Origin of the sequence: Pseudomonas thermotolerans DSM 14292 (genome assembly GCF_000364625.1) — a bacterium.
Classification (GTDB): domain Bacteria; phylum Pseudomonadota; class Gammaproteobacteria; order Pseudomonadales; family Pseudomonadaceae; genus Aquipseudomonas; species Aquipseudomonas thermotolerans.
This window is the reverse complement of sequence record NZ_KB822613.1, coordinates 1-13,450: the sequence shown is the minus strand read 5'-3', so window position 1 is coordinate 13,450 and position 13,450 is coordinate 1. Positions and strand designations below refer to the sequence as shown.

Sequence of the window (13,450 nt, the reverse complement as noted above, 5' to 3'; positions counted from 1 at the left end):
TGGCTGCCAGATAAACCAGATAAAAAGGCCGCTGATGCGGCCTTTCTTCGTTTCGGGGATGCGCCTCAGGCGTGCAGCTGTTCGGCGGCGTAGAGAGTGTTCTCCAGCAGACAGGCACGGGTCATGGGGCCGACGCCGCCCGGGACCGGAGTGATCCAGCTGGCGCGCTCGCGGGCGGTCTCGTAGACCACGTCGCCCACCAGCTTGCCGTCTGCCTGGCGGTTGATGCCGACGTCGATCACCACGGCGCCGGGCTTGATCCATTCGCCCTTGACCAGACCGGGCTTGCCGACGGCCACGACCAGCAGGTCGGCATTGGCCACGTGGCTGGCCAGGTCCTTGGTGAAACGGTGGGTGACGGTTACGGTGCAGCCGGCCAGCAGCAGCTCCAGGGCCATGGGGCGGCCGACGATGTTGGAGGCGCCGACGACCACGGCGTTCAGTCCGTACAAGTCCAGGCCGGTGCTGTTCAGCAGGGTCATGATGCCCTTCGGGGTGCAGGGGCGCAGCAGCGGGATGCGCTGGGCCAGACGGCCAATGTTGTAGGGGTGGAAGCCGTCCACGTCCTTGTCCGGGCGGATGCGCTCAAGCAGCTGCGAGGCGTCCAGGTGGGCGGGCAGCGGCAGCTGGACGAGGATGCCGTCGATGTTTGGGTCGTCGTTGAGGCGATCGATCAGGTCGCTCAGTTCCTGCTGGGTGGTGCTGGCCGGCAGGTCGTAGGCCTGGGAAACGAAGCCCACCTCCTCGCAATCCTTACGCTTGTGCGAGACGTAGACCTGGGAGGCCGGGTCGTTGCCCACCAGGATTACGGCCAGGCCGGGGGCGCGCAGGCCCTGCTGGCGACGCTCGGCGACGCGCTGGGCGATCTGCTGGCGAAGGTTGGCGGCGATCGCTTTGCCGTCAATCAGTTGTGCGGTCATGACGCGTGGCTAACCATTTGGAAAGGAATGAAAAAGGACGCGCATTCTCGCATGCCCGGCCGGGTGGGCAAAGGCGGGGAGGGTCGGTTTTTCCCGTAACTTATTTATCTCGCTGATTTTTTTGCATTTTATGGTTGACGCCCAGCATGGGCCCCTTTATGATGCGCCCCGCTTGTCGAGCACGGCTAGCGCTGGGTTAGAAGGCGGGTGCGAATCGATTTTTTGATTTGCGTTGGCCAGAGCTTTTAATCTGTGCTTCAACCGAAGTGCCGATGACTGAGCGCCCGTAGCTCAGCTGGATAGAGCATCCGCCTTCTAAGCGGATGGTCGCAGGTTCGAGTCCTGCCGGGTGCGCCATTCGGCAGTTCAGCAAGCGGTGCAATGCAATATGGTGGGCGTAGCTCAGTTGGTAGAGCGCAGGATTGTGATTCCTGTTGTCGTGGGTTCGATTCCCATCGTCCACCCCATCTTTTCCCAAGACGCCAGGTTCATGCCTGGCGTCTTGCTTTGGGGATAGTTCTGCGGACGTGGTGGAATTGGTAGACACACCAGATTTAGGTTCTGGCGCCGCAAGGTGTGAGAGTTCGAGTCTCTCCGTCCGCACCATCTAACCGCCTGTTTTAAAGGGCTTTTTCCCAAGCTCGCCGTTGAGCGGGAGCGTTTGGGGAACGGCGGGCACGAAAAGGCAGCCTCGGGGCTGCCTTTTTTCGTTAAAGGAAGGTGTTCACCTGTGTTGCATTAGGGTTTGTGTGCGGCGGGCAATTCTGTAGCTGAGATAGTCGTCTACGACGAAGCGCCCGAGAGTAAGGCTGATCGCCAGGCTGCCTGCGCCGGTAATCAGTCCTTTAAGGCTGAATTGGTAGGCTGAGACGACGAAAACTGTTGAGCCTGCTGCGCAAATGACCATGGCTGCGATGGCGCTCCAAGCGGCTGTCATCTTGTCGAAGGTGCTGATTGCTAGTCGGGGCTCTGTGCTGCCCTCTGGAATCTCGATGTGCTTGCAGAGGAGCCTCAGCTGCTGCTTGGTCCAGGTGCCGTCTTGGGCTAGGCGAAGCAAAAATTTCATTTTTGCTTCGCTGGTGGAGATGCCGGAGGCTAATCGGAAGGCTTCTAGCTCAATGGCTTTTTCAAGGTACTGATTGAGCTCGGGGTTGTTGGATGTGCTGGAGCGCAGGCTTTTTAATTGCTCAAAAGTTTTGCGCGCAGGCTGCCAGCTATGCGTCTGGAGGGTTTTGAATAGGGGCGAGAGTAGCTTTGGAAGCAGGGAAAGCATTGTCACTACTGCAGAGATAACGGCAGTGAGTCGATTGTCGTCCACCAGTGCTTGGGCTTGTTGATACAGGTCCATTGCTTCATTCCTCCTGAATGGGGTGTTGGGGCTGCCAAGGTACCTTGATGTGCTGGGAGCAGCGGTCTGTAGCCTCTGTCGGTCGGCCTGTGTCCAGCAGGTGACTTCTGCGAAATCAGCCACTAGAATGCTTGCCCTTGATCTGGGGCTGGTAAGGCCGGCTAACGTCTGTGCAATGAGGAATATCCATGCAAGTTTCTGTTGAAAACACTTCTGCTCTTGAGCGTCGCATGACCGTCGGCGTTCCTGCCGAGCGTATCGAGACCGAAGTCAACAAGCGTCTGCAGCAGACTGCCCGCCGCGCCAAGATCCCGGGTTTCCGCCCGGGCAAGGTGCCCATGAGCGTCATTCGCCAGCGCTATGAAGGTGCCGCTCGTCAGGAAGCTCTGAACGACCTGATCCAGGAAACCTTCTACGAGGCCATCGTCGCCCAGAAACTGAACCCGGCCGGTGCTCCGTCCGTCGAGCCGAAGACCTTCGAGAAGGGCAAGGACCTGGAATACGTCGCTACCTTCGAGGTCTTCCCCGAGTTCCAGGTGGCCGGTTTCGAAGGCATCACCGTCGAGCGTCTGCAGGCCGAAGTGAAGGACGCTGACGTCGACAACATGCTGGAGATCCTGCGCAAGCAGAACACCCGTTTCGAGACGGTCGAGCGTGAGGCCCAGAACGGCGATCAACTGAACATCGATTTCGTCGGCAAGATCGACGGCGAAGCCTTCGCCGGCGGTTCCGCCAAGGGCACCACCTTGGTGCTGGGCTCCGGTCGCATGATCCCGGGCTTCGAAGAAGGTCTGGTCGGCGCCAAGGCCGGTGAGGAGCGCGTGCTGGAGCTGACTTTCCCGGCCGACTACCAGAACCTGGATCTGGCCGGCAAGGCTGCCCAGTTCACAGTCACCGTCAACAGCGTTGCCGAACCCAAGCTGCCCGAGCTGAACGACGAATTCTTCGCCCTGTTCGGCATCAAGGAGGGTGGTCTGGAAGGCTTCCGCGCCGAAGTGTCCAAAAACATGGAGCGCGAGCTGCGCCAGGCCATCAAGTCCAAGGTGAAGAATCAGGTCATGGAAGGTCTGCTGGCCGCCAACCCGATCGAAGTGCCGAAGGCGCTGGTCAGCAACGAGGTGAACCGTCTGCGCGTTCAGGCCGTTCAGCAGTTCGGTGGCAGCATCAAGCCGGATCAGCTGCCGGCCGAGCTGTTCGAGGAGCAGGCCAAGCGTCGCGTGGTGCTGGGTCTGATCGTTGCCGAGGTGGTCAAGCAGTACGAGCTGAAGCCGGATGAAGCCCGCGTTCGCGAGCTGATCGAGGAAATGGCCTCGGCCTACCAGGAGCCCGAGCAGGTAGTGGCCTGGTACTACAAGAACGAGCAGCAGCTGAATGAGGTGCGCTCGGTTGTGCTGGAAGAGCAAGTTGTAGATACTGTCCTGCAGAAGGCCCAAGTGACCGACAAGCAGGTTTCTTACGAGGAAGCGGTTAAGCCGGCTGAGGCTCCGAAAGCCGACTGACCCCAACCGCTGTTAGAGCACACCATAAGCCAGCCTCCGTGCTGGCTTATGCGTATCTGAGACATGAAAACTAGGGAGCGATCGCACGACATGTCCCGTAACCCCCTCCACATGCAGCAAATGCCCGATATCCAGGCCGCCGGCGGTCTGGTGCCCATGGTGATCGAGCAGTCTGCTCGCGGCGAACGCGCCTATGACATCTACTCCCGTCTGTTGAAGGAGCGGGTGATCTTCCTGGTCGGCCCGGTCGAGGACTACATGGCCAACCTGGTCGTGGCTCAGTTGCTGTTCCTTGAGGCTGAGAATCCGGACAAGGACATCCACCTGTACATCAATTCGCCGGGTGGTTCGGTGACCGCGGGCATGTCGATCTACGACACCATGCAGTTCATCAAGCCGGACGTATCGACCATCTGCATCGGTCAGGCCTGCAGTATGGGGGCCCTGTTGCTGGCCGGTGGTGCCGCCGGCAAGCGCTACTGCTTGCCGCACTCGCGGATGATGATCCACCAGCCACTGGGCGGCTTCCAGGGCCAGGCCTCGGACATCGAGATCCACGCCCGGGAGATCCTCACCATCCGTGAGCGCCTGAACCGGATTCTCGCCCATCACTGCAACCAGCCGATCGAAGTGATCGCGAAGGATACCGACCGCGACAACTTCATGAGCGGTGAAGAGGCGGTGAAATACGGACTCATCGACCAGGTTCTGACCCGTCGTCAGATCGTCGGCTAAACCGTCAATCCCACGCGGCCGGCTGCCTGCCGGCCGTTGCGCGGGCTTGAAAATGCCCGCATTTGCCTTCATCTTGTGTTTCAAGCCTACCGGATTGGATTGATCGAATGACTGATACCCGCAACGGCGAGGACAACGGCAAACTGCTCTATTGCTCTTTCTGCGGCAAAAGCCAGCACGAAGTACGCAAGTTGATTGCCGGCCCCTCGGTCTTTATCTGCGACGAGTGCGTCGACCTGTGCAACGACATCATCCGCGAGGAGGTGCAGGAAGCCCAGGCCGAAAGCAACGCGCACAAACTTCCCGCGCCCAAGGAAATCAGCAGCATCCTCGATCAATATGTCATCGGTCAGGAGCGCGCCAAGAAGATCCTGGCGGTGGCGGTTTACAACCACTACAAGCGTCTCAACCAGCGCGACAAGAAGGACGACGTCGAGCTCGGCAAAAGCAACATCCTGCTGATCGGTCCCACCGGCTCGGGCAAGACGCTGCTCGCGGAAACCCTGGCCCGTTTGCTCAACGTCCCGTTCACCATCGCCGATGCCACGACCCTGACCGAGGCCGGCTACGTGGGTGAGGACGTCGAGAACATCATCCAGAAGCTTCTGCAGAAGTGCGACTACGATGTGGAGAAGGCCCAGATGGGCATCGTCTACATCGACGAGATCGACAAGATTTCCCGCAAGTCGGACAACCCGTCGATCACCCGCGACGTTTCCGGTGAGGGCGTGCAGCAGGCTCTGCTCAAGCTGATCGAAGGCACCGTGGCTTCGGTACCGCCGCAGGGCGGCCGCAAGCACCCGCAGCAGGAGTTCCTGCAGGTCGATACCCGCAACATCCTGTTCATTTGCGGTGGCGCCTTCTCCGGTCTGGAAAAGGTCATCCAGAACCGTTCCAGCAAGGGTGGCATCGGTTTCAATGCCGAGGTTCGCAGCCCCGATCTGGGCAAGAAGGTCGGCGAATCCCTGCGTCAGGTGGAACCGGACGATCTGGTCAAGTTCGGCCTGATCCCCGAGTTCGTCGGTCGTCTGCCGGTCATCGCCACTCTGGACGAGCTGGACGAGGCTGCTCTGGTGCAGATCCTCACCGAACCGAAGAACGCGCTGACCAAGCAGTACGCCAAGCTGTTCGAAATGGAAGGTGTCGAGCTGGAGTTCCGTCCGGACGCCCTGCGCGCGGTAGCGCGTCGTGCCCTGGAACGCAAGACCGGCGCTCGCGGCCTGCGGTCGATCCTCGAGGGGGTGCTGCTGGATACCATGTACGACATTCCCTCGCAGAGCGGGGTTAGCAGGGTGGTGATCGACGAGAGCGTAATCGCCGGGACCTCCAAGCCGCTGCTGATCTACGAGAACAGCGAACAGCCCGCAAAGGCGGCGCCGGAGGCCTGATCGTCCACCCGACCGCAAAGGGGCCCTTGATGGGCCCCTTTTCATTTCCGATCTGAATGCTTGTTTTTTCCTGCCCCTGCCTCCATCTTAGGGGCAAGGGCAGTGCCCAGACATCCACGGCCGAAAGGCCGCCGTAGAGCCGAAATCATGAAGACAACAGTCGAATTGCCTCTTTTGCCGCTGCGTGATGTGGTGGTCTACCCTCACATGGTCATCCCGCTGTTCGTCGGCCGCGAGAAGTCGATCGAAGCCCTGGAAGCTGCGATGACCGGCGACAAGCAAATTCTGCTGGTGGCGCAAAGGAACCCGGCCGATGACGATCCCGGCGAGGATGCGCTCTATCGCGTAGGCACCGTGGCCACTGTGCTGCAGCTTCTCAAGTTGCCGGACGGTACCGTGAAGGTGCTGGTCGAAGGTGAGCAGCGTGCGGCCATTGAGCGCTTCATCGAGGCGGACGGTCACTACCGCGTCGAGGTTTCGCTGGTTGACGAACCGGAGGTCTCCGAACGGGAGGCCGAGGTGTTCGTCCGCAGCCTGCTCGGTCAGTTCGAGCAATACGTGCAACTGGGCAAGAAGGTGCCCAGCGAGGTGCTATCGTCTCTGAACAGCATCGACGAGCCCGGCCGCCTAGTGGATACCATGGCGGCGCACATGGCGCTAAAAATCGAGCAGAAACAGGAAATTCTCGAGATCACCGACCTGACCGCGCGGGTCGAGCACGTTCTGGCCCTGCTGGATACCGAGATTGATCTGCTGCAGGTGGAAAAGCGCATCCGTGGCCGCGTCAAGAAGCAGATGGAGCGTAGCCAGCGCGAGTACTACCTGAACGAGCAGATCAAGGCCATCCAGAAGGAGCTGGGTGACGGCGACGAAGGCCACAGCGAGCTTGAGGAGCTGAAGAAGCGCATCGAGGCAGCGGGCATGAGCAAGGAGGCCTATGCCAAGGCCCAGGCCGAGCTGAACAAGCTCAAGCAGATGTCGCCGATGTCGGCGGAAGCCACGGTGGTACGCTCCTACATCGACTGGCTGGTGAACGTTCCTTGGAAGGCCGAGACCAAGGTGCGCTTCGACCTGACCCGCGCCGAATCCATCCTGGATGCCGATCACTATGGCCTGGAAGAGGTCAAGGAGCGCATCCTCGAATACCTTGCCGTGCAGAAACGGGTGAAGAAGCTCAAGGGGCCGGTGCTCTGCCTGGTCGGCCCGCCTGGCGTGGGCAAGACCTCGCTGGCCGAGTCCATCGCCCGCGCTACCAACCGCAAATTCGTGCGCATGGCTCTCGGCGGCGTGCGTGACGAGGCCGAGATCCGTGGCCATCGGCGCACCTACATCGGATCCATGCCGGGCCGGCTGATCCAGAAGATGAGCAAGGTCGGCGTGCGCAATCCGCTGTTCCTGCTCGACGAGATCGACAAGATGGGCCAGGACATGCGCGGCGATCCCGCCTCGGCGCTACTCGAGGTGCTCGATCCCGAGCAGAACCACAGCTTCAACGACCATTACCTGGAGGTCGACTACGACCTGTCGGATGTGATGTTCCTGTGCACCGCCAACTCCATGAACATCCCGGCGCCGCTGCTGGACCGCATGGAGGTGATCCGCTTGCCGGGCTACACCGAGGACGAGAAGGTCAACATCGCCGTCAAGTACTTGGTGCCCAAGCAGACCCAGGCCAGCGGCCTGAAGAAGGGAGAGCTGGAGTTCGAGCCGGCGGCGATCCGCGATATCATCCGCTACTACACCCGCGAGGCGGGCGTGCGTGGTCTGGAGCGGCAGATCGCCAAGGTCTGCCGCAAGGCGGTCAAGGAGCACGCCAGCGAGAAGCGCTTCAAGGTGACTGTGACCCCGGACTCGCTGGAGCACTTCCTCGGCGTGCGCAAGTACCGCTACGGTCTGGCTGAGCAGCAGGACCAGATCGGCCAGGTCACCGGCCTGGCCTGGACCCAGGTGGGCGGCGAGCTGCTGACCATCGAGGCCGCCGTGGTGCCTGGGAAGGGCCAGCTGATCAAGACCGGCTCGCTGGGGGACGTGATGGTCGAGTCGATCACCGCGGCGCTCACCGTAGTGCGAAGCCGAGCGCAGAGCCTGGGGATTCCAGTGGATTTCCACGAGAAGCGCGACATTCACATCCACATGCCGGAAGGGGCCACGCCAAAGGATGGTCCCAGCGCCGGTATCGGCATGTGCACGGCGGTGGTTTCCGCTCTGACGCAGATTCCGGTCCGCGCCGACGTGGCCATGACCGGGGAGATCACCCTACGTGGCCAAGTGCTGGCAATTGGCGGTTTGAAAGAAAAATTGCTGGCCGCGCATCGGGGCGGAATCAAGACTGTGATCATTCCCGAAGAAAATGTTCGGGATCTGAAGGAAATTCCCGAAAATATTAAGCAAGATCTGCAGATTAAACCGGTTAAATGGATTGACGAGGTCCTGCAAATTGCGCTGCAATACGCCCCGGAGCCCTTGCCTGATGCGGCTCCGGAGATGGTTGCAAAGGATGACAAGCGCGAGTCTGACTCCAAGGAGCGAATCAGCACGCATTAGCTGGGGGGCTTCCTTGACACATTTTTCAGGGGCTTGTTATAAAGCGGCTCTTATTTGGGGCGGCAGGCCATTCGGCGCCCGCTTTGCTTACACCAAAAATTAAGAAACAACTCAACAGGAATAAGGGGACTTAGAGTGAACAAGTCGGAACTGATTGATGCCATCGCTGCATCTGCTGATATCCCGAAAGCTGTCGCTGGCCGTGCGCTGGATGCAGTAATCGAATCCGTTACTGGTGCTCTGAAGGCCGGTGACTCCGTAGTACTGGTTGGTTTTGGCACTTTCTCCGTCAAAGAGCGCGCCGCCCGCACTGGTCGTAACCCGCAGACCGGCAAGCCGATCAATATCGCTGCTGCCAAGATCCCGGGCTTCAAAGCCGGTAAAGCCCTGAAGGACGCCGTCAACTGATAGGCGCTCTTCGGGCCTAGCCCTGCCAGGCTCGCCTGGGCATGGAGCGGCAACTAGTCGGTCGACGCTCGGCCCCGAGTTCCGCTGATACGTGACTCGACCGCTCCAGCAGTAAAATCGAAGGCGCATCCTCGGATGCGCCTTTCTCATATTTGGACCTACCTACACTCCGCGGCTGTGCTGTCGTTTCAGCCGTTTTCGGGGGCAAAGCATGCTGCAGAACATCAGGGATAATTCTCAAGGCTGGATCGCCAAGACCATCATCGGGGTCATTGTCGTCCTGCTGGCCTTGACTGGCTTCGACGCGATCATCAACACGGTGAACAACACCCAGGTCGCGGCAGAGGTCAACGGTGAGGAAATCACCCAGAACGAGCTGAGCCAGGCTGTGGACATGCAGCGTCGCCAGCTCATCCAGCGTCTGGGCAAGGATTTCGACGTTTCCCGCCTCGACGACAAACTGCTGCGCGAGGCTGCGCTGAAGGGGCTGATCGAGCGCAAGCTGCTGCTGCAGAGCGCCAACGATGCGGATTTCGTGTTTTCCCAGCAAGCGCTCGATCAGGTGATCCTGCAGACGCCGGAATTCCAGGTGAACGGCCAGTTCAGCGTCGACAAGTACGATCAGGTGATCCGCCAGATGGGTTACACCCGTTTGCAGTTCCGCCAGATGCTTGAGCAGGAAATGCTGATCGCCCAGCTGCGTGCCGGGATTGCCGGCAGCGGCTTCGTCACCGACGAGGAAGTCCGCTCCTTCGCCCGGCTGGAACGCCAGACCCGCGACTTCGCCAGCCTCACCGTCAAGGCTGACAAGGCGCACGCCGAGGTTTCCGACGATGAGGTCAAGGCCTACTACGACGAGCACAGTGCCCAGTACATGAGTCCCGAGCAGGTGGTCATCGAGTACGTCGAACTGAAGAAGGACGCCTTCTTCGACAAGGTCGAGGTCAGCGACGAGGAGCTGCAAGCGCTCTACCAGCGGGAGATCGCCAATCTGGCCGAGCAGCGCAATGCCGCGCACATCCTCGTCGAGGTGAACGACAAGGTCGACGAGGCTCAGGCCAAGGCGAAGATCGAGGAGATCCGCAAACAGCTCGACGAGGGCAAGGACTTCGCAGCCCTGGCCAAGGAGTTCTCCGAGGACCCAGGTTCGGCCGACAACGGCGGCGAGCTGGGCTTCGCTGGTCCCGGCGTGTACGACAGCGAGTTCGAGACCGCCCTGTATGCGCTCAAGAAAGGCGAGGTGTCCCAGCCGGTGCGTAGCGAATACGGCTGGCACTTGATCAAGCTGCTGGACGTGCAGGCGCCGGAAGTACCCAGCTTCGACAGCCTGAAGGACAAACTGGTCCGCGAGCTTAAGGCCCAGCAGGTCGAGCAGCGTTTCGTCGAGGCCAGCAAGGCTCTCGAGGACGCCGCCTTCGAAGCGTCCGACCTGGCCCAGCCGGCCCAGGAGCTCGGTCTCCAGGTACAGATCTCGGCACCGTTCGGGCGTGAGGGAGGGGAGGGGTTGACCGCCAACAACCAGGTGATCCAGGCCGCCTACAGCCCGGAAGTGCTGGAGGATGGCGCCAACAGCAACCTCCTGGAGCTGGATCCGGACACCGCCGTGGTGCTGCGGGTGAAGGAGCACCGGAAGCCCGAGCAACTGCCCTTCGAGCAGGTCGCGGCCAGCATTCGCGAGCAACTGGTCGAGAAGCGCGCCGCCGAGCAGGCGCGTAGCGAAGGCGAGAAGCTCCTGGCCGGTCTGCGCGAGGACAAGACCCCGGTCGAGCAGGCCGCCGGTGGCCAGACCTGGCAGCAGATTGAAGCAGCGACCCGCAGCCAGGAAGGTGTGGAGCCCGTGGTGCTGCAGACCCTGTTCCGCATGCCGCGTCCGGTGGACGGTAAGCCGACCTTCGCTGGCGTGGCTCTGGCCAACGGCGACTACGTGATCCTGCAGCTGAAGGGCGTCAGCGAGCCGGATGACGAGCTGGCCGAGGACGAGCGCGAGATGTATCGCCAGTTCCTGGCTTCGCGCAGCGGTCAGCAGGACTTCTCCGCCTTCCGCCGCGAGCTGGAGCGCAGCGCGGAGATCGAGCGCAAGTAGGCCGGGGTCGGCGAGGCCGAGCCAAGGGGCAGCGAGAGCTGCCCCTTTCGTTTTGGAGGGGAGGCTGACGCGATGCCTTGCCCGAGTTCTCCGGCCGTTCGGCACGCGCTGTTCCGCGATTCTGTCGAAGACGGCTGCGTCCGTTCAGGCGGCGGACAGGCGGGAGGAAGGGTGGGACCTGAGCGCTACGACTGTTCAGAGTCTGAGCGGCCCGGGTGCCCTTCATAGCTAAAAACTGCTGGCGTGCCGGGAGCCAGGCGGTATCCTTCCGGGTCTTCGCACTGATCCAGGGCCATGACTTCCATGCCTTACAAGCTCTCTCCCGATCAGCTGGCGAGCCGTTGGCCGCTGGCCCAGGTTACCCAGCAACTGCGCGAGGCACGCCAGGACTGGCGCAAGCGCACCGGCCGCAACAGCGAGGCTGATCGCGAGCTGCCGTCGCCGGCGGTGGTGCAGACCTTCGTCACCGACCTCTGCGGGGCGCTCTTTCCGATGCGCTTGGGACCGGAGGACCTGCGTCATGCCTGCGAGGAGCAGTACGTCGCCCTTACCCTGAAGCAGGCCCTGGACAGTCTCTACGAGCAGGCCCGTCTGGAGCTGCGCTATGCGGCCCGCCAGGCGCGGCGTGATGAGGGCGACGTCGATACCCGGGCCGAGCACCTGGTGCGGGAGTTCGCCGAGGCCCTGCCGGCCATGCGCCGGCTGCTCGACAGCGACGTGATCGCCGCCTACAAGGGGGACCCGGCGGCTCGCAGCGTCGACGAGGTGCTGCTCTGCTACCCGGGCGTGCTGGCGGTGATTCACCACCGCATCGCCCATCACCTGTACTGCGCCGGCCTGCCGCTGCTGGCGCGGATCATCGCCGAACTGGCCCACTCGGCCACCGGCATCGACATCCACCCAGGCGCTCAGATCGGCGGCAGCTTCTTCATCGACCACGGCACCGGCGTGGTCATAGGCGAGACGGCGATCATCGGCGAGCGGGTGCGCCTCTACCAGGCGGTGACCCTGGGGGCCAAGCGCTTCGAGAGCGACGAGCAGGGCCAACTCCTGAAAGGCCAGCCGCGCCACCCGATCGTCGAGGACGACGTGGTGATCTATGCTGGGGCGACCATTCTCGGCCGCATCACCATCGGCGCCGGTTCGACCATCGGCGGCAACGTATGGATCACCCGCAGCGTGCCGCCGGGCAGCAGCGTCACCCAGGCCAGTCTGCAGCAGGAGTGCGGCCGGCAGTCCGCTTCCGACGACGCCTGAGCGCTGTTACCCGGTGGCGTACTGCTTGCGGAAGGCGCCCGGCAGGATGCTGGTGAGCTTGGCGAAGGCCCGGGTGAAGGCGGCCACCGACTGGTAGCCGACCGCCTCGGCCACCTCGGCCACCGGCTGGCCCTGGCGCAGCAAGCGGCAGGCCTGGCGAACGCGCAGGCCGAGCAGCACCTGGCCCGGCGAGGTGCCGGCCAGTTCCTGGAAGCGCTTGCAGAAGGCCGAGCGGGAGAGGCCGGTGAGCACGGCCATCTCGGCGAGGTTCCAGGCCCGGCCCGGTTCGGCGATCAGTGCCTCCAGAAGCGGGGCGAATTGCGGATTGCGGGCCAGACCGAGCAGGCCGCCGAGGTCGCCCACCTGACCCTGTTCGCGCAGCACGTAGAGGAACAGCAGCTGGCTGAGGCGTTCCAGCAGCATGGCCGAAGGTCCGGCAGGGCGGGTGCATTCAGCGAGGATCAGTTCGAATAGACGGCGCGCCGCGCTGCTGCCCGGATCGCCGACGCGCAGCACCAGCACCTTGGGCAACGCCTCGAGGATCAGACTGCTCAGCCCCGGACGGAAGTGGAAGAAGCCGCAGACCAGCCCGGTACCCTCGGCCTGCCCGACGGCCAGCGCTTGCATGGCCGGGCGGGGGCTGTGCCGGGCGCCCGCCGCCTGGGCCTCGCTGGACAGTCGATAGGGCAGGTCACTGAGCAGGAAGACCGCATCGCCCTCGCGCAGCGCGGTGCTGGAGCCATCGTCGTCGCGGTGCAGCCAGCAGTCGCCGTGCAGCAGCAGATGGAAGCTGGCCCGCGCCATACCGCTGGTGCTGGCCTGCCAGCCACCGCAGTAACGGCCGACATGGAAGACGCTGGTCTCGACTTCCAGGTTCTCTAATAACCATTCGAAAGGGCGCGAGGATGAATTCATCTAATGAAAGGACTCAAAAGCAAGTGATTGCGACGACTGAATATGGCCGGGTTTTCTTATAACCTGCGGATTCCACGCCATCCGGCCACCCAGTCCGCTCTCATCTGGCCAGGCATTCCACGGCCATCTGGCCACCTGTTCCACGGCCATCCGGCCGGGCAGTCGGAGCGCAGCGACGCAGGGGTTGCATTGTTAGTCTGAGGTGCCCGGTGTCGTCAATTTCTTCACCCGCTTTCTCATCGATTCGCCCTTGAGGTTGATCCGGTAGGCGTTGTGCACCAGGCGGTCGAGGATGGCGTCGGCCAGGGTTGGATCGCCGATCAGTTCGTGCCAGTTGTCCACGGGCATTTGGC

The 13,450-nt window shown here is 62.2% G+C and carries 11 protein-coding genes and 3 tRNA genes; 10 read left to right on the top strand and 4 right to left on the bottom strand.

The window, feature by feature from the left end; genetic code table 11:
• Window positions 1–65: 65 nt before the first annotated feature.
• Window positions 66–920: a bifunctional methylenetetrahydrofolate dehydrogenase/methenyltetrahydrofolate cyclohydrolase FolD gene (folD, locus tag H165_RS0112100; protein WP_017939195.1), complete on the bottom strand. Its 855-nt coding sequence runs from the start codon at window positions 918–920 to the stop codon at window positions 66–68.
• Window positions 921–1,200: 280 nt separating this feature from the next.
• On the opposite strand from folD, the gene H165_RS0112095 reads away from it, so the two are divergent.
• The 3 genes from H165_RS0112095 to H165_RS0112085 all read left to right on the top strand — a co-directional run bounded on the left by H165_RS0112095 (window position 1,201) and on the right by H165_RS0112085 (window position 1,526).
• Window positions 1,201–1,277: transfer RNA gene (locus H165_RS0112095), tRNA-Arg, on the top strand.
• Window positions 1,278–1,311: 34 nt separating this feature from the next.
• Window positions 1,312–1,387: transfer RNA gene (locus tag H165_RS0112090), tRNA-His, on the top strand.
• A gap of 54 nt (window positions 1,388–1,441) precedes the next feature.
• A tRNA-Leu gene (locus H165_RS0112085) sits at window positions 1,442–1,526 on the top strand.
• 118 nt (window positions 1,527–1,644) lie between these two features.
• Here H165_RS0112085 and H165_RS0112080 read toward each other — a convergent pair.
• Window positions 1,645–2,268 carry a hypothetical protein gene (locus H165_RS0112080; protein WP_017939194.1) on the bottom strand — a complete coding sequence of 208 codons (624 nt, stop codon included), beginning with the start codon at window positions 2,266–2,268 and terminating at the stop codon, window positions 1,645–1,647.
• 188 nt (window positions 2,269–2,456) lie between these two features.
• Between H165_RS0112080 and tig the strand changes: the two genes are divergently transcribed.
• From tig to epsC, 7 genes are all read left to right on the top strand, one after another.
• Window positions 2,457–3,767: a trigger factor gene (gene tig / locus H165_RS0112075; RefSeq protein WP_026146586.1), complete on the top strand. Its 1,311-nt coding sequence runs from the start codon at window positions 2,457–2,459 to the stop codon at window positions 3,765–3,767.
• A 90-nt stretch (window positions 3,768–3,857) separates the two neighbouring features.
• On the top strand, window positions 3,858–4,502 hold the full coding sequence (gene clpP, locus H165_RS0112070; protein ID WP_026146585.1) for an ATP-dependent Clp endopeptidase proteolytic subunit ClpP: 645 nt from the start codon (window positions 3,858–3,860) through the stop codon (window positions 4,500–4,502).
• Between the two features lie 107 nt (window positions 4,503–4,609).
• Window positions 4,610–5,890, top strand: a complete 1,281-nt coding sequence (gene clpX / locus H165_RS0112065; RefSeq protein WP_017939191.1) for an ATP-dependent Clp protease ATP-binding subunit ClpX — start codon at window positions 4,610–4,612, stop codon at window positions 5,888–5,890.
• 147 nt (window positions 5,891–6,037) lie between these two features.
• Complete coding sequence (lon, locus tag H165_RS0112060) at window positions 6,038–8,434, top strand: endopeptidase La (RefSeq protein WP_026146584.1); 2,397 nt, start codon at window positions 6,038–6,040, stop codon at window positions 8,432–8,434.
• A 135-nt stretch (window positions 8,435–8,569) separates the two neighbouring features.
• Window positions 8,570–8,842 (top strand): nucleoid-associated protein HU-beta, encoded by a 273-nt coding sequence (gene hupB / locus H165_RS19200; protein ID WP_017939189.1) that lies wholly within the window; start codon window positions 8,570–8,572, stop codon window positions 8,840–8,842.
• 211 nt (window positions 8,843–9,053) lie between these two features.
• On the top strand, window positions 9,054–10,925 hold the full coding sequence (locus H165_RS0112050; protein WP_017939188.1) for a SurA N-terminal domain-containing protein: 1,872 nt from the start codon (window positions 9,054–9,056) through the stop codon (window positions 10,923–10,925).
• A gap of 294 nt (window positions 10,926–11,219) precedes the next feature.
• Window positions 11,220–12,182 (top strand): serine O-acetyltransferase EpsC, encoded by a 963-nt coding sequence (gene epsC / locus H165_RS0112045; protein ID WP_017939187.1) that lies wholly within the window; start codon window positions 11,220–11,222, stop codon window positions 12,180–12,182.
• 6 nt (window positions 12,183–12,188) lie between these two features.
• On the opposite strand, the gene H165_RS0112040 is transcribed toward epsC, so the two are convergent.
• Together H165_RS0112040 and H165_RS19195 are read right to left on the bottom strand one after the other, a co-directional pair.
• Window positions 12,189–13,097 (bottom strand): AraC family transcriptional regulator, encoded by a 909-nt coding sequence (locus H165_RS0112040; RefSeq protein WP_026146583.1) that lies wholly within the window; start codon window positions 13,095–13,097, stop codon window positions 12,189–12,191.
• Window positions 13,098–13,289: 192 nt separating this feature from the next.
• Window positions 13,290–13,450: ATP-binding protein (locus H165_RS19195; protein WP_017939185.1), on the bottom strand; the 161-nt coding region annotated here is incomplete at its 5' end.